The organism is Bradyrhizobium sp. 164 (assembly GCF_023073715.1).
Classification (GTDB): Bacteria; Pseudomonadota; Alphaproteobacteria; order Rhizobiales; family Xanthobacteraceae; genus Bradyrhizobium.
On record NZ_JADPKA010000029.1, the window covers coordinates 356939 to 378664 of the forward strand.

21 protein-coding genes and 1 pseudogene are annotated in these 21726 nt (G+C 63.1%); 17 read left to right on the plus strand and 5 right to left on the minus strand.

The window, feature by feature from the left end; genetic code table 11:
* The first annotated feature begins 21 nt into the window (after positions 1–21).
* The 14 genes and pseudogenes from nuoN (at position 22) to IVB01_RS12995 (ending at position 14358) form a co-directional block, all read left to right on the plus strand.
* Complete coding sequence (gene nuoN, locus IVB01_RS12930) at positions 22–1458, plus strand: NADH-quinone oxidoreductase subunit NuoN (RefSeq protein WP_247277169.1); 1437 nt, start codon at positions 22–24, stop codon at positions 1456–1458.
* A gap of 1 nt (position 1459) precedes the next feature.
* Positions 1460–2266, plus strand: coding sequence for a biotin--[acetyl-CoA-carboxylase] ligase (locus IVB01_RS12935; RefSeq protein ID WP_247277170.1), 807 nt, complete (start codon positions 1460–1462; stop codon positions 2264–2266).
* Positions 2266–3936: a ribonuclease J gene (locus tag IVB01_RS12940; RefSeq protein ID WP_247465028.1), complete on the plus strand. Its 1671-nt coding sequence runs from the start codon at positions 2266–2268 to the stop codon at positions 3934–3936. Before IVB01_RS12935 ends, IVB01_RS12940 begins: the two co-directional genes overlap by 1 nt.
* 10 nt (positions 3937–3946) lie before the next feature.
* Positions 3947–4351: a methylmalonyl-CoA epimerase gene (mce, locus tag IVB01_RS12945; protein ID WP_247277172.1), complete on the plus strand. Its 405-nt coding sequence runs from the start codon at positions 3947–3949 to the stop codon at positions 4349–4351.
* A gap of 9 nt (positions 4352–4360) precedes the next feature.
* On the plus strand, positions 4361–4636 hold the full coding sequence (locus IVB01_RS12950) for a DUF1467 family protein (RefSeq protein WP_247277173.1): 276 nt from the start codon (positions 4361–4363) through the stop codon (positions 4634–4636).
* 240 nt (positions 4637–4876) lie between these two features.
* Positions 4877–5224 (plus strand): hypothetical protein, encoded by a 348-nt coding sequence (locus IVB01_RS12955; protein WP_247277174.1) that lies wholly within the window; start codon positions 4877–4879, stop codon positions 5222–5224.
* A gap of 35 nt (positions 5225–5259) precedes the next feature.
* Positions 5260–6559 (plus strand): annotated as a pseudogene (mtnK, locus tag IVB01_RS12960) (S-methyl-5-thioribose kinase).
* Between the two features lie 156 nt (positions 6560–6715).
* On the plus strand, positions 6716–8302 hold the full coding sequence (locus tag IVB01_RS12965; RefSeq protein WP_247277191.1) for an ABC transporter substrate-binding protein: 1587 nt from the start codon (positions 6716–6718) through the stop codon (positions 8300–8302).
* A 60-nt stretch (positions 8303–8362) separates the two neighbouring features.
* A complete protein-coding gene (locus IVB01_RS12970; protein WP_247277176.1) occupies positions 8363–9298 on the plus strand; it encodes an ABC transporter permease in 936 nt (311 codons plus the stop codon).
* A complete protein-coding gene (locus tag IVB01_RS12975; RefSeq protein WP_247277177.1) occupies positions 9295–10116 on the plus strand; it encodes an ABC transporter permease in 822 nt (273 codons plus the stop codon). Before IVB01_RS12970 ends, IVB01_RS12975 begins: the two co-directional genes overlap by 4 nt.
* Positions 10113–11093 (plus strand): ABC transporter ATP-binding protein, encoded by a 981-nt coding sequence (locus tag IVB01_RS12980; RefSeq protein WP_247418450.1) that lies wholly within the window; start codon positions 10113–10115, stop codon positions 11091–11093. The genes IVB01_RS12975 and IVB01_RS12980 overlap by 4 nt, the downstream gene beginning before the upstream one ends.
* On the plus strand, positions 11086–12108 hold the full coding sequence (locus tag IVB01_RS12985; RefSeq protein WP_247277179.1) for an oligopeptide/dipeptide ABC transporter ATP-binding protein: 1023 nt from the start codon (positions 11086–11088) through the stop codon (positions 12106–12108). The genes IVB01_RS12980 and IVB01_RS12985 overlap by 8 nt, the downstream gene beginning before the upstream one ends.
* A gap of 146 nt (positions 12109–12254) precedes the next feature.
* Positions 12255–14039: an adenylate/guanylate cyclase domain-containing protein gene (locus IVB01_RS12990; protein ID WP_247277180.1), complete on the plus strand. Its 1785-nt coding sequence runs from the start codon at positions 12255–12257 to the stop codon at positions 14037–14039.
* 157 nt (positions 14040–14196) lie between these two features.
* A complete protein-coding gene (locus IVB01_RS12995) occupies positions 14197–14358 on the plus strand; it encodes an RNA polymerase subunit sigma-70 (protein ID WP_247275904.1) in 162 nt (53 codons plus the stop codon).
* Positions 14359–14495: 137 nt separating this feature from the next.
* Here IVB01_RS12995 and IVB01_RS13000 read toward each other — a convergent pair whose 3' ends face one another.
* Positions 14496–15122 carry a LysR family transcriptional regulator gene (locus IVB01_RS13000; RefSeq protein ID WP_247418448.1) on the minus strand — a complete coding sequence of 209 codons (627 nt, stop codon included), beginning with the start codon at positions 15120–15122 and terminating at the stop codon, positions 14496–14498.
* Positions 15123–15249: 127 nt separating this feature from the next.
* On the opposite strand from IVB01_RS13000, the gene IVB01_RS13005 reads away from it, so the two are divergent.
* Positions 15250–15642 (plus strand): RidA family protein, encoded by a 393-nt coding sequence (locus IVB01_RS13005; RefSeq protein WP_247275906.1) that lies wholly within the window; start codon positions 15250–15252, stop codon positions 15640–15642.
* Between the two features lie 47 nt (positions 15643–15689).
* Entirely contained in the window at positions 15690–16391 is a 702-nt protein-coding gene (locus IVB01_RS13010; protein WP_247275907.1) for an L-2-amino-thiazoline-4-carboxylic acid hydrolase, read from the plus strand.
* Positions 16392–16711: 320 nt separating this feature from the next.
* Here the strand turns inward: IVB01_RS13010 and IVB01_RS13015 are convergent, their stop codons facing one another.
* The 4 genes from IVB01_RS13015 to IVB01_RS13030 all read right to left on the minus strand — a co-directional run bounded on the left by IVB01_RS13015 (position 16712) and on the right by IVB01_RS13030 (position 20830).
* On the minus strand, positions 16712–17740 hold the full coding sequence (locus tag IVB01_RS13015; protein WP_247275908.1) for an ABC transporter permease: 1029 nt from the start codon (positions 17738–17740) through the stop codon (positions 16712–16714).
* 12 nt (positions 17741–17752) lie between these two features.
* Positions 17753–19255, minus strand: a complete 1503-nt coding sequence (locus tag IVB01_RS13020) for a sugar ABC transporter ATP-binding protein (RefSeq protein ID WP_247275909.1) — start codon at positions 19253–19255, stop codon at positions 17753–17755.
* Positions 19256–19261: 6 nt separating this feature from the next.
* Entirely contained in the window at positions 19262–20284 is a 1023-nt protein-coding gene (locus tag IVB01_RS13025; protein WP_247275910.1) for a sugar ABC transporter substrate-binding protein, read from the minus strand.
* Positions 20285–20380: 96 nt separating this feature from the next.
* Positions 20381–20830: a globin gene (locus IVB01_RS13030; RefSeq protein ID WP_247275911.1), complete on the minus strand. Its 450-nt coding sequence runs from the start codon at positions 20828–20830 to the stop codon at positions 20381–20383.
* 515 nt (positions 20831–21345) lie between these two features.
* Between IVB01_RS13030 and IVB01_RS13035 the strand changes: the two genes are divergently transcribed.
* A complete protein-coding gene (locus IVB01_RS13035; RefSeq protein ID WP_247275912.1) occupies positions 21346–21720 on the plus strand; it encodes a DUF2946 family protein in 375 nt (124 codons plus the stop codon).
* The last annotated feature ends 6 nt before the right edge of the window (positions 21721–21726 follow it).

Consider the following 21726-nt stretch of genomic DNA (forward strand, 5'->3'; position numbering starts at 1 on the left):
CGGGCAGGTCAGGATATCGCCATGAGCTTTGAGACTGCAGGATATCAATTGGCGCCGGTGCTGCCCGAGCTCGTGCTCGCGGTCGGCGCGATGGCGCTCCTGATGCTGGGAGCCTATCGCGGGCAGGGGACGACCAAGACCGTCACCTCGCTGGCGGTGGTGCTGCTCATCGTAGTCGGCGCGCTCGTCTACATGCAGCCCGCGGGCAAGCAGGTCACTTTCGGCGGCAGCTTCATCGTCGACGATTTCGCCCGCTTCATGAAGATCCTGGCCTTGATCGGCTCGGCGGTGACACTGGTGCTCTCGACCGAGTTCCTGTCCGATCCGTCGCGGCGGATCTTCGAATATTCGATCCTGGTGCTGCTCTCGACGCTCGGCATGATGGTGCTGATCTCGGCCGGCGATCTGATCTCGCTCTATCTCGGCCTCGAATTGATGTCGCTGGCGCTCTATGTCGTGGCGGCCTCGAACCGCGACAATGCCAAGTCGACCGAAGCCGGCCTGAAGTATTTTGTGCTCGGCGCGCTGTCCTCGGGCATGCTGCTCTACGGCGCCTCGCTGGTCTATGGCTTCACCGGCACGGTCAGCTTCACCGGCATCGCATCGGCAGCGACGGTCTCGAATGTCGGCCTCGTCTTTGGCCTGGTCTTCCTGCTCGCCGGCCTCTGCTTCAAGGTCTCCGCCGTGCCGTTCCACATGTGGACGCCGGACGTATATGAAGGCGCGCCGACGCCGGTTACCGCCTTCTTCGCCTCGGCGCCGAAGGTGGCCGCGCTTGCGGTCTTCACCCGCGTCACGCTAACCGCATTCCCCGGCATCGTCTCGCAGTGGCAGCAGATCCTGGTGTTCGTGGCGATCGCCTCGATGGCGCTCGGCTCCTTCGCCGCGATCGGCCAGAGCAACATCAAGCGCCTGATGGCGTACTCTTCGATCGGCCACATGGGCTTCGCGCTGGTCGGCCTCGCCTCCGGCACGGTCGAAGGTGCGCAAGGCGTGTTGATGTACATCGTGATCTATGTCGCGATGACGCTCGGCTCGTTCTCGATCATCCTTGCCATGCGGCGCAACGGCCAGGCCGTGGAGCAGATCAGCGATTTCGCAGGTCTATCGCGGACCAATCCGCTGCTCGCCTTCATGTTCGCGATGCTGCTGTTCTCGCTCGCCGGCATCCCGCCGCTCGCCGGCTTCTTCGCGAAATGGTACGTCTTCGTCGCTGCCATCAAGGCGAACCTGTTCACGCTCGCTGTCATCGGCGTGCTGACCAGCGTCGTCGGCGCCTACTACTATCTCGCCATCGTCAAAACGATGTACTTTGACGAGCCGGCCGGCCAGGTCGATCCTGTTAGGATCGAGGTGCGGACGGTGCTGGCGGTCGCGGGCTTGTTCAACCTGCTGTTTGCGCTGTTCGCGGGGCCCGTCGTGAGCGTCGCCTCCGCCGCGGCAAAGTCGCTGTTCTAGAATGGGGTTCGCGCTCGGTCCTCGTGCACAATCGGCGGGCTACAAGCTCGCGGCCTTCGAACGGACCGGCTCGACCAATACCGACGCGATCGAGCACGCCCGCGCCGGCGAACGCGGCCCGATGTGGTTCGTCACGTCCGAGCAGACCGCCGGCCGCGGCCGGCGCCAGCGCGCCTGGATCGCGCCTCGGGGCAATCTCGCTGCCAGCATCCTCGAAGTCATGGACGTCGCCCCTGCCGTCGCCGCGACGCTCGGCTTTGCCGCCGGGCTCGCGGAGGAGACGGCGCTCGAGAAGGTCAGCCTGGAGGCGGCGCTCCGCCTCGGCGAGGGTCGTCCCCGCTATGCCCTGAAATGGCCGAACGACGTGCTTGCCGGCGGCAAGAAGCTGGTCGGCATTGCGCTCGAGGCCGAGGCCATTGGCGATCGCCTTGCTGTGGTCGTCGGCATCGGAACCAATGTCGTCGCCGCGCCCGAGGGCACGCCGACGCCGGCGGTGTCGCTGGCCGCGCTCGGTGTCCAGATCAGCGCGGAGGAGTTGTTTGCCGCCCTGTCCGACGCCTGGGTCGAGTTCCGCGGGATCTGGGACAATGGCCGCGGCTTTGCCGAGATCCGCAGGCTCTGGCTGCAACGCGCAGCCGGTCTCGGCGAGAAGGTCGCAATCCACACAGGAGCGACGACGCTGGAAGGCATTTTTGACACCATCGATGACACCGGCTGCCTGATCGTCCGCACCGCGGAGGGGCGGCGGGTGCCGGTCGCAGCGGGCGAGGTGTTCTTCGGCCCGGCCGCCTCCGTGGGAGCTGCGTGATGGCGAGGCCCGACGAACTCGTGTTTGCGCCACTCGGCGGTGTCGGCGAGATCGGCATGAACCTGTCGATCTACGGCCTCGGCAACCGCCACCAGCGCGCCTGGCTCGCGGTCGATCTCGGCGTCTCCTTCGGCGACGAGGAGCACCTGCCGGGCATCGACCTGATCATGCCGGACATCTCTTTCCTGGAGAAGGAACGCAAGAATCTGATGGGTCTGGTGCTGACCCACGCCCATGAGGATCATTTCGGCGCCATCATCGATCTCTGGCCGAAGCTGCAATGCCCGATCTACGCAACCAAGTTCAGCGCGGCGTTGTTCGAGGCCAAATGCGCCGCCGAGCGCGGTGCTCCGAACATTCCGGTGACGGTGGTCCCGTCGGGGGGCCGCGTCGATGTCGGCCCGTTCAACGTCGAGTTCATCCCGATGGCGCACTCGATTCCGGAAGCGCACGCGCTGGCGATCCACACCGAGGTCGGCATCGTGCTGCACACCGGCGACTGGAAGATCGACCCGACCCCGACGCTGGGGGCCCCGACCGACGAGAAGCGCCTGCGCGAGCTGGGCGAGGAGGGCGTGCTCGCCCTGATCGGCGATTCCACCAACGCCGTGCGCGACGGCCGCTCGCCGTCGGAGGCCGAGGTCGCCAGAACCATTATCGATCTGGTCAAGGCCGCCAAGGGCCGCGTAGCGGTGACGACGTTCGCCTCCAACGTCGCCCGCATCAAGGCCGTGGCTGAGGCTGCGAAAGCCGCCGACCGCGAGGTTGTCGTGGTCGGCCGCGCCATGGAGCGCGTGGTGCAGGTCGCGCGCGAGACCGGTTATCTCGACGGCGTGCAGAATTTCCGCTCACCCGACATTTACGGCCATCTTCCGCAGGACAAGGTGCTGGCGCTGTGCACCGGCAGTCAGGGTGAGCCGCGCGCGGCGCTAGCGCGCATCGCCAATGACGATCATCCCGAGATCACGCTCAACCGCGGCGACAGCGTCATCTTCTCCTCGCGCACCATTCCCGGCAACGAGAAAGCGGTCGGCTCGATCATCAACAATCTGGTGCTCCAGGGCGTCGAGATCATCACCGACCGCGAGCATCTGGTCCATGTCTCCGGCCATCCCCGCCGCGACGAGTTGCGCGACCTGATCTCCTGGGTGAAGCCGCAGCTCCTGATCCCCGTCCATGGCGAGGCCCTGCACCTGCACGAGCACGCAAAGCTCGCGCGCGCCGCCGGCGTGCCGCGCGTGCTGGTCTGCCGCAACGGCGACCTCGTCAAGCTCGGTCCCGGCGATCCCGGCATCATCGGCGAGGTGCCGTCGGGCCGTCTCTACAAGGACGGCACGATTTTGGAGGACTCCAAGTCCCGCGCGGTGGTCGAGCGGCGGCGCATGGCCTTTTCCGGTTGCGCCTTCGTTGCTGTCGCCATGACGGAGCAGGGCGAGCTCGCCGATGATCCCGAGATCGATCTGGTCGGAATCCCCGAGAAGAACAGGGCGGGTGAGGCCTTCGATGACATCGTCTTCGACGCCGTGGTCTCTACCATCGAGAGCCTGCCGCGGCCGCGCCGCCGCGATCCGGACGCGCTGGCTGAATCGGTACGACGCGCTGTCCGGGCCGTGATCAACGAACATTGGGGCAAAAAGCCCCCCTGTCTGGTACACGTGCTGACAGTTTGAGGAGGGGAAGATGCTGGGCCGGCTCAACCATGTGGCGATCGCGACCAAGGACGCTGTCAAGGCGGCCAAGATCTATGGCGCGGCGTTCGGGGTGCAAATTTCGGAAGCCGTCGCGCTGCCCGAGCATGGCGTCACTACCGTGTTCGTGACGCTGCCTAACACCAAGATCGAGTTCATCGAGCCCTATGGCGAGGCCTCGCCGATCGCCAAATTCCTCGAGCGCAACGCCGACGGCGGCATTCATCATGTGTGCTACGAGGTCGTCGACATCATCGCCTCGCGCGACACCTTGGTGAAGGAGGGTGCGCGCGTGCTCGGCGACGGTGTGCCCAAGATCGGCGCCCACGGCAAGCCGGTGCTGTTCCTGCACCCCAAGGATTTTTCCGGCGCGCTGGTCGAGATCGAGCAGGCATAAGGCCGCCCCATGGCCATCCAGATATCGACCGCCATCGCGATCTACTTCGTCATCTGGTGGGTCGCGCTGTTCCTGACGCTGCCGTTCGGCGTGCGTAGCCAGCATGAGGACGGCGTCGGTGCGCCTGGCACCGATCCTGGCGCGCCAATCCTGACGCGGATGGGACGCAAGCTGATCTGGACCACGATCATCTCGGCGATCATCTATGGGCTAGGCATGATGGCCTATCACGCCGGCTATCTGTCGATCGAGCGCCTGTCGAAGATGATGGGAATGCCGTTTTAGCTTATCTCTCAACTGAGCGGGACTACCCAGTCTTGCGAGCGGTTTCCGTGCGGCCCATCCTTCGAGACGCCGGCCTTTGGCGGGCCCTCAGGGATGAGGACCGAGTGCGCGGTAGCAGTTCCAACGCGCGCCGATGTCCGTTAGCCTCATTCTGAGGAGACCGCGAAGCGGTCGTCTCGAAGGACGAGGCGTGCGCGCTCCTCTCGCCTGGAATTTTGTGCTTTTTTATTGGGGGGACGAATGACTTTTCAGCGGGTCGTTGTTGCGCTTCTGGTCCTGATCGTCGCCGGTCTCGGTGCCATCGGCTATGTCGAATGGAAGATGGCGGTGCAGGTGCGCACCCTGAAGGCGTTCGTCGAGGGCTACGTCTTCAACGAAGCCGTGATGGCCTGCGAGCAGGCCAAGAGCTCGACGCCGTTCAAATGGAACGGCGGCAAGAGCACGTCGGTGATCGGCCTGAACTCGGTCAAGCTCGACAAATACACCGTCAGCGCCAGCTACACCCTGGTGGCGGATAGCATCTATTGTGATTACGATCCGATCAAAAGAAAGGCCGAGATCGGCTCGAGCTTCCTGGAGCGGGAGTAACGATCCGGCCACGCCAAACATGGGATGGGATCGTTATGGTCGAGGCGCAGGCGGGGGACTACCGAATTCTGCATGAGGCGGCGTTGCGGGATTATCTCGCAGGCCTGCCGGAGCTTAGGGCACTGCTCGGCGGCGAGCCGCCATCCTGGGCGATCACCGAGGTCGGCGACGGCAATCTCAACCTCGTCTTCATTGTCAAGGGCAATTGCGGCGGCATCGCGGTGAAGCAGGCGCTGCCCTATGTCCGCCTCGTTGGCGAGAGCTGGCCGCTGCCGCTGTCGCGGGCTCATTACGAATACCTGGCGCTGTCGAAGCAGGCCCAGCTCGCGCCGGGCCTCGTGCCGGCGCTGCTGCATCACAACGAGGCACTGGCGCTCACGATGATGGAGCTGCTCGAGCCCCACATCATCATGCGCAAGGGGTTGGTCGCGGCAACGCAATATCCGCACTTTGTCGACGACATCACCACCTTCATGGCGAGGACCTTGTTCTTCACCTCCGACCTAGCGCTCTCCGCGGCCGAGAAGAAGCAGGGCATCGCGGCCTTCGCCGGCAACCATGCGCTGTGCAAGATCACCGAGGACCTGATCTTCACCGATCCCTACCGCATCGCCGAGCAGAACCGCTGGACCGCGCCGTATCTCGACGGCCTGGCGGCAAGCCTCCGCGATGACATGGAGCTGCATGTGGCGATCTCCCCGCCTCAAGCTGAAGTTCATGGCAAGCCCCGAGGCGCTGATTCACGGCGACCTCCACACCGGCTCGATCATGGTGACGGAGAGCGAGACCCATGTGATCGACCCCGAATTCGCGTTCTACGGCCCGATGGGGTTCGACGTCGGGGCCGTGCTCGCCAACCTCCTGATGGCCTATTTCGCCTCCGCCGGCCACGAGCGCTCGCCGGGCGAGCGCGCCGCATTCGAAGTCTGGGTGCTGGAGACGGTCGAGCAGGTCTGGCGCGAGTTCGCCCGCAAATTCCTCGACCTCTGGCGCGCCGGAGCCGAAGGCGATGCCTATCCCGTCTCGCTCTTTGCCGGCGAGCAGGGCGCCGCACGGCTGGAAGCCGAACGGCAGGCCTACATGCAGCGCCTGTTCGCCGACACGGTCGGCTTCGCAGCCGCAAAAATCATCCGCCGCATCTTCGGGCTCGCCCACAACATCGATTTCGAGCTGATCGCGGACCTGCGCACGCGGGCGATCAGCGAAGCCCGCGCCGTACGGCTGGCGCGGGCGATGATGGTGGAGGCGGGGGCGTTTGCAGCTATCGGCGACGTCACCAGTGCAGCGCGGAAACTGCGCGACTGGCAGCCGGAGTTCGCCGCCGGCCAGGCATGACGAATTTGGACCCGGTCGGCGATCCGGCTTCACCTCTCCCCACGGGAAGAGGTGAAGCCCGGATCGCATAGGTCATTCCTTCAAGGCGCTTGCATTCGACATGCTGTGAATGGTCAACTCGCCGATCAGAGCACGCCTACATTGGGGGGACACATGATGTTCAGGACAATGGCGATCGTTGCTGGCTTGGGACTGGCGCTTGCCGCCACGGCGGAGGCCCAGACACCGCGCAAGGGCGGAACCATCCGCATGACCGCGCCCTATGGCTCGAGTTTCACCAGCCTCGACATTCATACGACGCAGCGCGCGCAGGACGAGATCTACGCCAAGGCTCTGCACCGGTCGCTCTACATCTGGAATTCCACGGAAGGCAAGCCGGTTCTGGAGCTTGCCAAGGAGCACGTGGTCTCCGGCGGAGGCTTCGTTCACACCTTCAAGCTGCGGGACGACGCGTATTTCCACAATGGCCGCAAGATGACGGCCGACGACGTCATCTGGTCCTACAATCGGATCATGGACGGCACCAAGGCCTATCCCGGCGCGCGCTTCGTGCGCGTGATCGAGGGCGCGGCCGCGGTCGAGAAGGGGGAGGCCAAAGAGATCTCCGGCCTGAAGAAGATCGACGACTTCACCCTGGAAATGAAGCTGACTGAGAAGGTCGATCCGGGCTTTTACTTCTTCAACGCGCTGACCTCGATCTATCCCGCCGACGAGGGCGCCAAGGAAAGCTTCATCCAGAAGCCGATCGGTCTTGGACCCTTCAAGTTCGTCGAGCACGTGCCGGGATCGCGTATCGTCCTGGAGCGGTGGGACCGGTTCTACAAGCCCGGCAAGCCCTATGCCGACAAGCTCATCGTCTCGATCATGGGCGAAGCCGCGGCCCGCGATGTCGCTTTCCGCAACAAGGAGATCGACACGTCCGTGCTCGGGCCGGCGCAATATGTCGCCTATCAGGCCGACCCTGGCCTCAAGGGCACTATCGTCGAAGTCGCCGAGGTCTTCACCCGTCACATGGGAATGAATCCGACCTTCAAGCCGTTCGCCGACAAGCGCGTCCGGCAGGCGATCAACCACGCGATCGATACCGACCTGATCATCAACAAGCTCGTCAAGGGCAAGGCCTATCGCGCCACGAGCTGGCTGCCTCTGACCTCGCCGCTCTACGACAAGGCGATGAAGCCCTACGCCTTCGATCCCGCGAAAGCAAAGCAGTTGCTCGCGGACGCCGGCTATCCCACCGGCTTTGAGTTCGAATGGACGACCAGTCAGAACGAAAGCTGGGGTCTGCCGATCGTCGAGGCCATCATCCCGATGCTGGACCGCGTCGGCGTCAAGGTGAAGGTCAAGCAGGTCGAGACCGCAGTGTTGGCGGAGGTGATCCGCAAAGGCGACTTCCAGGCCTATGTCTATTCCATGGCGACAGGCCCGGATCCCCAAGCGGCGCTGAAATGCTTCTACTCGTCGACGCCGCAATCAGCTTGCAATTACACGTCCTTCAAGAACGCGGATTTCGACAAGCTGATCGACGAAGCCGGGCAGGCCGACGACGATGCAACACGCGACCAATTGCTCCGGAAGGCCAATGCTCTGCTCTATGAAGAGGCTCCGGTCTGGTTCTTCAACTACAACAAGGCGGTCATGGCGGTGCAGCCGTGGCTGAAGGGGATTCAGCTGAATGCGACGGAACTGACCCATCAAAATGTCGAGGACCTCTGGGTGGACGAGACGTCGCCCGCCAAGTGACCCGCGCTCTCACCCTCCCACCATCGCAAGAAGCGACGGAGGGAGGGAGGAACAGTTGCAATGCTCGCCTTCCTGATCCGCCGAATCCTGCAAACCGTTCCGACCGTGCTGGCCGTGGTGCTGGTGGTCTTCGTCCTGTTCAGCGTGGTCCCTGGCAGCATCGTATCGAGCATGAGCGATGACGGCCGCGGTGCAGCGGACCCGCAGGTCGTGGAGCGCATGAAAAAGCAGCTCGGCCTCGACGATCCCGTTTACATGCGCTTTGGCGCCTACATCGGCAAGCTTGCGACAGGTGATCTGGGGACCTCGTTCCGGACCCGCGAGCCGATCACGACCATGATCGCAAAACGGATGTGGCCGACGCTGCAATTGATATTCGCAGCCTTGACGTTTGCGATCGCGATCGGCGTTCCGCTCGGCTTTGTCGCAGCATTGCGACCGGGCGGCATCGTCGACACGGTCTCCATGGTCGTCGCCGTGTCGGGCCTTTCGATGGCCAAATTCTGGCTCGGGCTGCTGTTGATGTACCTGTTCGCCTTGAAGCTTGGCTGGCTGCCGAGCTTCGGCTATGGCGACGGCAGCCTCAAATATCTGATCCTGCCGGCCGTGACGCTTGGCGTCTCGCCGATGGCGCTGCTGGCCCGGACGACGCGCGCCGCCGTGCTCGAGATCATGACCGCCGATTTTGTCCGCACCGCGCGCTCCAAGGGCATGAGCGAGACCCGTGTCGTGAAGTGGCATGTGATGCGCAACGCGCTCGTCCTGATTCTCACGACAATGGGCCTGCAATTCGGCGCGTTGATGGGGCAAGCCGTCGTCGTCGAGAAATTGTTCTCATGGCCGGGCATCGGCTCGCTGCTGGTCGACAGTGTCCTCCAGCGCGACATTCCGGCCGTCCAGGGCTCAATTCTCGTGGTGGTGCTGTTCTTTCTCGCGCTCAATTTGCTGATCGACGTGCTCTACGGCGTGATCGATCCCAGGATCAGATACGCATGAAGCTCCGCGCCAATCTCGTCATCGGCGGCGCGTTGTTTGCGCTTGCGATCCTGGTCGGCCTGCTCGCGCCATGGCTGGCGCACACCGATCCGATCATGGACGCCAACCTCATGAATGCAGAGGAGGCGCCGAGCTGGACCTGGTGGTTTGGCACCGACGGGCAGGGCCGCGACATCTACTCCCGCGTCGTGTACGGCGCCCGCGTTTCGCTGACGGTCGGCATCGTCTCCCAACTCATCAACAGCGTCATCGGCGTGGCACTCGGCCTGAGCGCGGGTTATTGGGGCGGCTGGTGGGACGATGTCGTCAACGCCCTGACCAACCTCATGCTCGCGATCCCTTCGCTGATCTTCGCGCTGGCCATCATGGCGGTGCTTGGACCCGGCCTGACCAGCCTGCTCATCGCGCTCGGCTTGACCAACTGGTCCTTCACCTGCCGGATCGCACGGGCCTCGGCGCTGTCGCTGAGGAGCCAGGGCTATGTGCAGGCGGCAACCGTGCTCGGCTACGGCGATATGCGCATCATGATCACGCAGCTGCTGCCCAACATGCTCGGACCGATCGTCGTCATCGGCACGCTCGGCATGGGTAGTGCGGTCCTGTCCGAAGCCGCATTGTCGTTCCTCGGCCTCGGCGTGCGTCCGCCGTTTCCGAGCTGGGGCAGCATGTTGTCGGAAGCCCGCGACCAGATCACGACGGCGCCGTGGCTCTCGGTTTTCCCGGGCCTTGCCATCTTCCTGACGGTGCTCGGCCTCAATTTGCTTGGCGACGGCCTGCGCGACATTCTCGATCCACAGTCGCGGAGCCGGCGCACATGACGGGCTCGCCGCTGATCGAAGTCGAGGATCTGCGCATCGATCTCAACGACGGATCCCGCAAGGTCCCCGCCGTCGAGAGCGTTTCGTTCCGCATCGATCGTGGCGAGACCTTCGGTCTTGTCGGTGAATCCGGCTGCGGCAAGAGCATCACGGCGCTTGCTCTGATCGGCCTGCTGCGGCCGCCATTGTCGATCGGGGGCGGCGTCATCCGCTTTGAGGGGCGGGAGATCCAGCACCTTTCCGCCGCCAAACAGCGGGCGCTGCGCGGCAACCGCATCGCCATGATCTTCCAGGAGCCGATGACGGCCCTGAACCCGGTCTCGCCCGTGGGCCGGCAGATCGCCGAGATGTTCGTGCTGCACAAGGGCAAGAGCTGGCGGGAAGCCAATCAGCTGGCGGTGGATGCACTGGCGAGCGTCCGCGTCCCCGCGCCCGAGCGGCGCGTGAAGGATTACCCGCACCAGCTCTCGGGCGGCATGCGGCAACGCGTGATGATCGCCATCGCGCTGGCATGCGGTCCGGATCTCCTGATTGCAGACGAGCCGACCACCGCGCTCGATGTGACCGTGCAGGCGGAGATCATCGAGCTGATGCGCAATCTATGTGCCGAGCGGCGGACGGCCATCCTGATGATCAGCCACGATCTCGGCCTGGTCGCCAATGTCTGCCGCCGCGTAGCCGTCATGTATGCTGGCCGCATCGTCGAGGAGCGCGGCTCGGCCGATATTTTCCGCTCACCCTCGCACCCCTATACGCAGGGCCTCGTCGCCTCGCTGCCGCGGCTCGGCAGTCGCGCTGCGCTTGGCCGGACCAGACTCAAGGAGATCGCGGGCGTCGTCCCGGCGATCGCGAGCTTCCCGGACGGATGCCGGTTCAATCCGCGCTGCGCGCAGGCGACCGATATTTGCCGAACCACTGCGCCGGGGACGGATTTGCTGGGCGCCGGCGGTCTGGTGAGGTGTCACCATCATGCATGAGCCACAGGGGAGGCCGGACGACGATCTCATTCTCAGCGTCGAGGATCTCGCGGTGCATTTTCCACTGGGGGGCGGCTTGCTCGGCCGCGAGAGGCGGCTGCTCCGTGCCGTCGACGGTGTCGATCTCAGCTTGAGGCGCGGCGAATGCCTCGGCCTCGTCGGCGAGTCCGGCTCGGGCAAGTCGACGATCGCGCTCTCGATCCTCGGTCTCCTGACGCCGACGCGCGGCCGCATCGTGCTGGACGGGCAGGTCGTCACGAACAGGCAGTCCGCGGACCGCAAGGCGCTGGCTCGCATCGTGCAGATCGTGTTCCAGGATCCCTACGCCTCGCTCAATCCGCGCCAGACCGTCCGCCGCACGCTCGAAGATCCCTTGCGCGTCCATGGCGTGACCGCGAAAAGCGAGATCGAGGATCGCGTCGCGACGATGCTCAAACATGTTGGCCTACGGCCCGAGCAGGCCGACCGCTACCCGCATGAATTCTCCGGCGGCCAGCGCCAGCGCATCGGTATTGCGCGGGCGCTGATCCTCAATCCCAGGATTGTCATCTGCGACGAACCGGTCTCGGCGCTCGATGTCTCGATCCGCGCCCAGATCATCAATCTCTTGCTGGAATTGAAGGAGACGCTCGGTCTGTCCTACATCATGATCAGCCACGACCTTGGCGTCGTCGAGCACATGAGCGATCGCGTCGCCGTGATGTATCTCGGCCGCATCGTGGAGAATGGCCACTGGCGCGAGATCTTCGAACGGCCGGCGCACCCCTATACGCAGGCCCTGATCGCCGCCATTCCCGATCCCTTGCGCCACGCCCCGCTGGCGACGACAGGCGGTGACCTGCCCAATCCGCTCAACCCGCCGAACGGATGCGCGTTCAGCCCGCGCTGTCGTTACGCAGAGGCGGTGTGCCGGAGCGAGCCGGAGCCGACGCTGGAGACACGGCCGGACGGGCACGCGGTGAGGTGCTGGCGAAGTGACGAGATTGCCCATCAGACGTCATTGGCCGCGACGTAGCGGTTTGCTCAATGTCCGCTTCGATCCGAAAGCGGCGGAATGGCTTTGTTGCCGCGAATTGATGCAATGGGCCAACAGGAGACATTGGATGGGTGGGCATCCTGCTCGACTTGATGTACAATCGCGCGAGGCGTGGATCGTAGGCCATGGTGCAAGAACGGCCAATCGGGATCGAACGCAGATTATCAGCGATATTGGCTGCCGATGTCGCTGGTTATTCGCGGCTGATGCATACCGATGAAGAACCTACGCATGCCAAATTTGCAGCGCTCTTAGCTAACGCTGTCAACCCGGCAATTGCCGAACACCGGGGCCGTATCGTGAAGAATACCGGCGACGGATTCTTAGCGGAGTTTTCGAGCGCGGTCCAAGCGGTGCGGGCTGCCGTACAATTTCAAAAGCTCATCAAGGAACTTACGATAGGTGACGCTGACGAAACACGTATTGCTTTCCGCGTAGGCATTAACATTGGCGACGTCATCGTCGAGCCCCACGACATCTTTGGAGACGGCGTCAACAAAGCGGTACGGCTGGAGAGCATTGCAGAGCCGGGTGGCATATGCGTGTCTGCCTCTGTGTACGAACACGTCCGAGGTAAGGTCGATGCAGAGTTCGCCGATATTGGCGAACAACATCTGAAGAACATCGCTCACCCTGTTCGAGCTTATGCGATGATCCGGGATGGAGGTAACCGGGCATCAGAAACTGGGCGGACACGACAGGTTTCCCCACCTCATTTTTCCGTCGTTGTGTTGCCTTTTACCAACCTCAGCGGTGATGCTGAGCAAGACTACTTCGTAGATGGCGTGACCGAGAGCCTAACCACGGATTTGTCTCGCATCAGAGGCTCGTTCGTCATTGGCCGACACACAGCATTCACCTACAGAGGAAAGGTCGCTGACCTCAAACAGATCGGTCGCGAACTGAACGTCCGCTACGCACTCGAAGGTTCCATACAACGTGACCGCAACCGGTTGCGAGTGAACGTGCAGCTTGTCGAGACCGAAACAGGTAGTCACCTCTGGGCTGACCGGTTCGATAAACCCGTCGCTGACCTGCTCGACATGCAGGATGAGATCGTAGCGCGGCTGGCGAACACAGTGAATGCCCAGCTGATTGAGGCTGAGGCACGGCGAGCGGAAAACACGCCCAATCCCGACGCCATAGATTTGATTTTCCGGGGTCGCCATTCATTCAATGAGGGCCTCACGTCTAGCTCGCTGACACAAGCTCGCCTTTATTTCGAGCGGGCATTGACGATCGACCCTGAAAACGTCGACGCGAAAATCTGGATGGCGGCGGTCGATGTGACATCCTCATCGACCTTTTTGACTGACGACCTGCCTCTTCGTCTGGCAGCCGCAGAGACCATACTCCTAAAGGCGCTATCCCATGCACCGAGCCATCCCTTTGCACACTTGCTCTTAGGAATCGTCTTGATGCATACGAACCGCGCGGTTCAAGGGTTGGCAGAGTGCGAGCGAGCATTGGAATTAGATCGGAATTTTGCCGACGCCCACGCGATGATTGGTCTCGCTAAGTATATAATGGGTTGCGGCGCAGAGACAGAGGGGCACGTAAACCAAGCATTGCGCCTCTCTCCTCGTGACACTCTTGCCTACAGATGGCTGTCGCCGGTCGGGTTTTCCAAGTTGCAGGTCGGAGCAGATAACGAAGCAGTCGGGTGGTTCCTTCGCAGTATCGAAGTCAACCGAAATTATCCGCTCGTGCATTTTGGGCTTGCGGCTGCTCTCGCGCTACTTGGCAAGCTGAACGACGCGTACGCCGCCGCGAAAGCAGGGCAAGCGCTCGATTCCACATTTACGATTCGTCGCATGAAGAGCATGTCAATCGGCAATAATGCGACCTTTCTCGACGGAAGTAGGCGCATCCTGAAAGGGATGCGCGTGGCCGGGGTACCGGAGGGGTGATGTCCGGCTTCGGGTCAAACTGCGAAGAACTCAGGTTGAGCAAATCAGGCCCGCTCTAATGTAATGACCGGACTTTGGTCCGCCGATGCTCAATTTCGCAGATGGGCCACAACCCGACTCGCTCCCATATAGTAAGGGCTGCTGAAACGGAGAGAACATGAGCGTGCCGGAAATCATTCGACGAGCCATCGAAATCGGTGAACGGAACGGTAAGATTACCTTCGATGAGCTGAATCAGCTGTGTGACAGCCGGTCACTGGACCCCAAAGACGTCGAGCGCATTTCTCAACGCGCTGAGCGAAGCAGGAATTTGGATTGAAGGAGGCTAAGGTCTGCTTCGGGTCATTTTCGACCGATGCAGCGGGAATTGTCGGCCGACCGATGTCCGGTTTGCTCCAAGAAACACAGGTACCGGAGTCGGACTAGACGCCGAGTTGTTACGGGTTTGCGGTCGCCTCAACTCCCGACGCCGCCGACAAGACGAGGGCGGCGGCTAGCGAGCGGTTTCTCCTCCAGCAGGCCGCGCACCCATTCGCGAAAACTGACGATTTCCGGGCAATCCGCGGTGCCTTCAGGCGCAACGAGCCAATCACCCACACCCGCTCCCTCATCCATCCGCTCGCAGCGATAGCCCGGATGGTGACCAAGTCCGCGGGCTATCAAGAGGTCGACCTTGCCCTCGACCAGCTCGTGCAGGCCGGCGGGCTGAAGCACCCGCAAGCCGATCTCCGCATGCGCGCTGCGAAATTCTGCCAATTGGAGGCGGCGCAGGTCGAAGCCGCCATGGACTCCCAATTGCAGCAGGACCGCACCTGCCGGCTTCAATTGCGAGGTCGCCTCGGCGATGTGGCGAAAGCCTTCGGATATCCCGGGTAGATAGGCCTGACCGGCCGCGGTGAGGATGAGCTGCTTATGCAGCCGGTCGAACAGGCGTACGCCGAGGCGCGCCTCCAGCGCTTTCACCTGCTGCCCTACGGCGGCGGGCGTCACGTGCAGCTCGTGCGCGGCCAATTTGAAGCTGAGATGCCGGGCGGCGGCTTCGAATGCGCGGAGCGCGTTGAGCGGTGGAAGGATGTAAGTCATTGCTGCCCAGTTTGTCACTGAATGGCTGCGTGCTTGCAATAGATTTTCTTGCGCTGAACCGCAGCAATAGTGCTTTGCGCCCCGGCGATGCCGCCGGATAGGGTCGGCCGCAACACGGAGAGATCCCATGCCACCAGTTCACGTCGTCACCCACAATCCCGCAACGGTCCACGCTCCGGCCGGCGGCTACAGCATGGGACTTGAACTGAGGCTGCATCGCCGCCTCTTGTTCATCAGCGGCCAGGTGCCGGAGAGATCGGACGGCACCGTGCCCGACGGTTTCGAGGCGCAATGCGAGCAGGCCTGGCGCAACGTCAGGGAAGTGCTCGCCGCTGCGGGTCTGGGCGTCGAGCATCTGGTCAAGGTCACCACGTTCCTGACCGACCGCAACCAGGTCCTGCCCAACCGTATTATTCGCCGCGCGATTCTCGGGGATCACCAGCCCGCGCTGACGGTCGTGATCGTCGAGACCGTTGACAGCAAATGGCTGCTGGAGATCGAGGCGATCGCCGCAGAATGAAACCGGCGTCGCCCACATTGCAATGAGCCAATCATATCGGGTGTCCAATGGCTGAGATCCATCCTTTCTACGAGACGCATCGGGACGCAATGGAAGCCGCCATGCGGCACCGCCTCGGCCTTGCCGATGCGATGTTGCGCGAGCGCGCGCGACTATCCGACATCGAGAAGATCAGGCAGGAAGTCATGCACGAATTCGAAATCGTGCTGACCCAAATGCCCTATGTCGGCGGCGCGGCCAGCCGCATGAGTGATTTCTTCATGCGTCTCACGGGTTTTATGGCCATCAGTCGGGTGCTCCGGCGCCACGGTGTGCCGGTCCCGGTGATCGGGGAGATCGAACGGGAAACCTACAAAGCGCAATTGCTCACCGTGTCAGAGGCGGAACGCCTTGCCTCGGGACGCCAGTTCATGTCGTCCGCGAACCAAGCTCTGCTGCGCGAGCAGGCGGCAAGGAGCGTCACGGAAAGCCACCAGAGGGAGTTTCCGGAGGACTTCGTCTACGATTTCGTAGAGCCGGATCCAGGAGACACCTTCGAATTCGGCATCAACTACAAGGCTTGTGGCTTCTGCAAGCTCGCAGCGCGCCACGGCGACAAGGACATCCTGCCGAACATTTGCGGGCTTGATTTCGACGCCTATGCCACGCGAGGCATTCGCCTCGAAAGGACGCAGACGCTGGCCGGCGGTGCGAGCCATTGCAATTTCCGCTTCTCGCGGCTGCCGTCGCATACGGAGGCCGAGAGTTAGGACGCGTTCCCTGGCTTCGCGATTGAGACGATCCAGGATTCCTCTGCTGCCTCCAGACCGTCATTTTCGAGCGCAGCGACGCAATCCAGACTGCCACCGCGGAAAGATTCTGGATTGCTTCGCTGCGCTCGCAATGACGGGAGTGGGCACCGCCTCTCGGAGCCGCCGGCCATCGTGACATCATGCCCCTGTTTTGCCCGACGAGTCAAATCCACTTCGTAAAATCCGCAATGTCGCGACGCCACCGGCAAGCGATTGATTTCGCTAGCCCCGGCTACTGTGCACGAGGTTGTTTTCGCTGTTTTCGTTTTGGGGGCCGTCTACTCCGCCGCTTTTTCCCTCAGTCGCTGCGCATAGACGTTAATGACCAGCGCCGCCAGCAGGATCAGGCCGCGGATCAGGATCTTCAAAAAACTGTCGATGTTGACGTGGTCGAGCCCGTTATTGAGAACACCAAGAACGAAAAGCCCGACGATGGTGTTGCCGATGCCGCCGCGGCCGCCGAACAGGCTGGTGCCGCCGACAACGACGGCGGCGATGGAGTCGAGCAGGTACGTGTCGAATTCGTTCTGCTGCGCGCTGCCGAAATGGGCAACGCCGAGCATGCCGCCAAGGCCGGAGCAGACCGCCGAGATCACCATGACCGCGCCGAGGATCAGCTTGACGTTGAGGCCGGAATATTCGGCCGCCTCGCGATTGCCTCCGACCATGTAGACGTAGCGGCCGAAGCGCGTGTAGGTCAGCACCAGATGCCCGCCGAGCAGCATGATGGCGGCGACGATGACGATCCAGGGGATGCCACCGATCGAGCCCGAGCCGAGCGTCGTGATCAGGCTCGGCACCTTGTAGGCGATCTGGCCGCGCACCAGGAGCGCCGAGATGCCGGCCGCGATCTGCATCATCGCCAGCGTCATGATGAAGGAGGGGATGCCGATCACGGTCAGCCCCAGCGCATTGACGAGGCCGAGCAGCGCGCAGAGCAGGATCGACAGGATGATGGCCACCGCGCCGGGCAGCGGCACATTCGCGATGTTGACGTAGGATTCCTGGAGCGTGAAATAGGCAACCGCGATGCCGGTGACGTTGGCGATGCTGGCGATCGAGAGGTCGATCTCGGCGCAGAGGATCACGAAGGTGAGGCCGACCGCGATGATGCCTGTCACCGACACTTGCGTGAGGATGTTGCCGAGATTGTCGAGCGTCGCGAAGGAGGGGCTGGCGAAGGCGAAGAAGCCGGACAGGAAAATCAGCGTCAGGAATGGCGCAATGTTGCGCATCTGCGAGCGCAGGAAGGGCGCAAGTCCCCGCGCTCGAGCAGCCGCCGCCGGAACCGTGTCACTGCTCGCCATGGTGCTTCTCCGTCACGCCGCTTCCAGCAGGCGGTCCTTGCTGACCGGCTCGTTCCTGAATTCCCGCACCAATGCGCCGCGCTTGAGCACGAGGATGCGGTCGGCCAGCGACAGCACCGTTTCCGGCTCGGTCGACAGCACGATGACGGCAAGCCCCTTGGCGCGGAGGTCGCGGACGATGTTGATGACGTCGTTCTTGGCGCCGACATCCATGCCGCGGGTCGGCTCGCACAGCACCAGAAGCTTGGGTGGATAGGTCAGCCATTTCGCCAGCGCAACCTTCTGCTGGTTGCCGCCGGAGAGCATGCCGAGGTCGAGGCCGACCACGGGCGGTCTGATCTGCAATTGCTCGACCTGGTGCCTTGCGATATCGCGCTCCTGCGCCGGCTTGAGCAGCAGCGCCGAGATGCGATCCAAAATGCTGATTGAGATGTTCTTGTAGACCGGCTCCTGGTGAAACAGCATGTCGCGCCGGCTCTCCGGCACCAGCGCCACGCCGGCGCGCCGCGCCGCCGCCGTGCTGGCGAAGGTCTTTGGTGCGCCCTCGACGGCGAGCGTGCCGCTGTCCGGCTTCAGCTTGCCGAACAGGATGCGCGACAGCTCCTGCTGGCCGCAGCCCATGAAGCCGTAGATGCCGAGCACCTCGCCGGCGCGGGCCTCGAACGAGACATCCTGAAGGCTGCGCGCGAGGGAGAGCTGGTCGACCTTCAGGACGACCGGACTGTCGCTCGGCCGCGGCAGCATCAAATCGTCAGTGTAGCTATGCTCGAGCGTTTCGCCGCCGCGGCCGATCATGGCCTCGATCAGCGCGCCCTTGCTGGTCGCGGCGCTGGCGGTCTCCGCGACCTTCCGCCCGTTGCGGAAGACGGTCACCGTGTCGGACACGCGCAGAATGTCCTCGATGAAATGCGAGATGAAGACGATTGCAGTGCCTTCCTCGCGCAGACGCCGGAGCGTTGTGAAGAGCCGCTCGACCTCGGGTGGGGAGAGGGCGGAGGTCGGCTCGTCCAGGATGACGATGCGAGCGCCCGAGAACAGCACGCGGGCGATCTCGATCAACTGCTGGAGCCCGATCGGGAGGTCCCCAAGCCGCGACATCGGGTCGACGTAGATACCGAAGCGGGCGAGCTGCTCGCCCGCCTCGCGCGCCATCCGCCGCCATTGCACCAGGCCGAAGCGGTTGACCGGCTGGTTGCCCAGAAAGACGTTCTCCGCAACCGTGAGGTCGGGCGCAACGCTGAGCTCCTGGTGCACCATGGCAATGCCGGCCGCATGGGCATCGCGCGCCGAGCGGAAATGCGTTTCCGCCCCGTCAACCAGGAAGCGGCCGGAGAATTCGGTGTGCACGCCGGCGATGATCTTCATCAGCGTGCTTTTGCCGGCGCCGTTCTCGCCGACGAGACCATGGATCTCGCCGGGAAGAAGCGCGAAGTCGACACCACGAAGCGCTTCGACGCCGCCGAAGCTCTTCGTGATGCCCTTCAGTTCCAGGATGGGCTGATGTCCCGCAGGCATGGAGGCTCAGATCAGGAAGTGATCCTGCATCCATTGCATCCCGGCGGCATTGGCCTTGGTCACGACCGGGCCGTCGGTGACGACGTTCTTCGGGATTCCCTGTCCGCTCTTCTCGCCGCCGACCACGGCCGACACGCCTGCAACGATGGCGCCGCCATGGATGCGGCACGACGGATTGCGCACGGTCGCGAACATGCGACCCTCGCTCACCGCCTGGATCGCCGGCGGCATGGCATCGACGCCGCCAATCAGGATGTTGGTGCGGTTGCGGGCCTTCATGATGTTGTAGGCGGCGAGCGCCATGTCGTCATTGTGGAAGAACGCAGCGTCGATCTGCGGATATTTGGTGAGATAGGTCTCCCAGAGGCGGGCGGTCTTGGAGACGTCCCAGTCGGCCGGTTGGGTGTCGAGCACCTCGATGCCAGGGAATTGCTTGACCACCGAGTTAAAACCCTTGGCGCGTCCTTGCGCGCCGGTGTGGCCGAGCGCACCCTGCGTCATGATGATCTTGCCCTTGCCGCCCATCGCGTTGCACAGCGCCTGGGTTACCGAGGCGCCCATGAACTCGTTGTCGGGGGCAAGGAAGGAGTGGACGTTGATCTGGTCGAGCGGCGCAATCAGCGTGTCCATGTCGATGACGGGCGTGCCGGCGTCGATCATCTTCTGCACGGGCTGGGTGAGAGTGCCGATGCCGAAGGCCTGGATCGCGACGAAATCCCATTTCTGCGAGGCCATGTTGTCGATCGCGGCGCGCTGCTTGACCGCGTCGAGCTGACCATCGAACCAGGTCACCTCGACATTGAACAGCTTGCCCCAGAATTCCGCGGCCTGCTTGCCCTGCGCGCACCAGGTGGCCTGGAGGCCCGCGTTGGAGAAGGCCGCTTTCAGCGGTTTCTCGCTTCGTCCGACTTCGGCTGCAAGTGCTGGGTTTATGCCCATGCTGCCGAGGATGGCAGTCGCGGCGCCGGCGGTCGCTGCCGCCTGAAGAAGATCGCGCCTCGTCGTCGAGAAATCTTTCGTCCCGGACATCGCTCGCTCCCGTAAAATTTTATCGTCGGCGCGTCATTGAATGCGCGACCGATGTCCGAAAGTGTCTCACAAGAGCTGATGCCACTCAATCTGCAATCAATCGCTTGATCGCAGCAAGCCACCCTTGGTGCAGCGCAAAGCGTCAGGCCCGCGCCTTGGTGAATGCGTCGACTCGACGAGCAATGTATCCCATGCCCGCGCAATGTCGGCCGACCATCGAGCGCCGAGCAGATCGCGGCTCGTATCCCTGATGATCGCGAAGAAGGCGATGAAGAGCTCGCGCGACGTGCCGTAAGCCTCGTGCGAGGCTGCCTCGCAGGCGATCAGCCGGAAGTGCCCACGACGTTCATTGGCGAAGTCGAGGACCGCCTCGATGGCCAGCGCGAGCATCGATCCCATCACGAGCTCGCTGCCTTGCGAGCGGAACATCGCCCGCGTTTCCAGATGCTGTTCGAACAGGCGTTGATAGACCAGCGGCGTGAGGTCCGCGCAGCGCGATGCCGCAAGTTCGAAGCTATTTTCGATCGGATTAGAGGGACCACTCATCGGCGTCGAAGCCCCGCAGACAAAAAAAGAGCGGGGCCCTGGCCCCGCTCAAAAACAAAAAAAGAGCGGGGCCCTGGCCCCGCTCAAAAATTGTGTCGACCCTATTATCCCCGATTCTAAGATTTGCTCTTGATTAACGGGGCGACGCTGCGTTTTGCGCGCCAGGGGCTCCTCCCGAGACTTGGACCACCAGACTTCGACCTCACGGCCAGCCTGAGCAAGAGGGATGCTAGATCAACTTTTCTCACTTGTCATCATTTTCGGCAACGAATGTTCAAAATTCGAGCATTTGACGAAATGATCGGGCTCATATCCCTGTAAACGTATGGGAAACAAAAGGAATTTTTGGACGAGGGAGGTGGTTTGACTTGCCTCAATGCCGGACCCCTGGCGTCGCGGGTAGGGTGCTCCCGACCACTTCGAGATGTTTTCGCTGGCCAACAAGGCGGCGGAACTGACCTCGACTCGGGGCTTGGGGCGGTGTTTAGTTAGTGGAGGAACGAACGGTTCGGCGGATGCGCGCGCGCTTGCAAAAATTCCTACCCGTTGTCCTGCTCGCCCTGGTGATGCAGGTGCTGGCGCCGATTGCCGCCTGCTTGGCGGCCGGCCAGGCCGTTGCCGATCGGCTGTCCGCCGGCGTCATCTGCCACAGCGGGGGTGAGCAGCGCGGCCTGGGCGATCAGACCGACAGCCCCACCGCGCACGGCGGCGCGTGCGCGCTGTGTTGCCTGGCACAGGCCAACGCCTCGCTCGATTCTCCGCCCCACGTTGGGCTCTCCATCCCCTTCCGCCACGCCAAGCGCGTGGCATGGCACGCTTTGGAGATATCCGTCGTCGCTGCCGATAGGGGCTCTGGCGCCCAGGCACGCGCGCCCCCTCAATTTTCCTGACCCGCG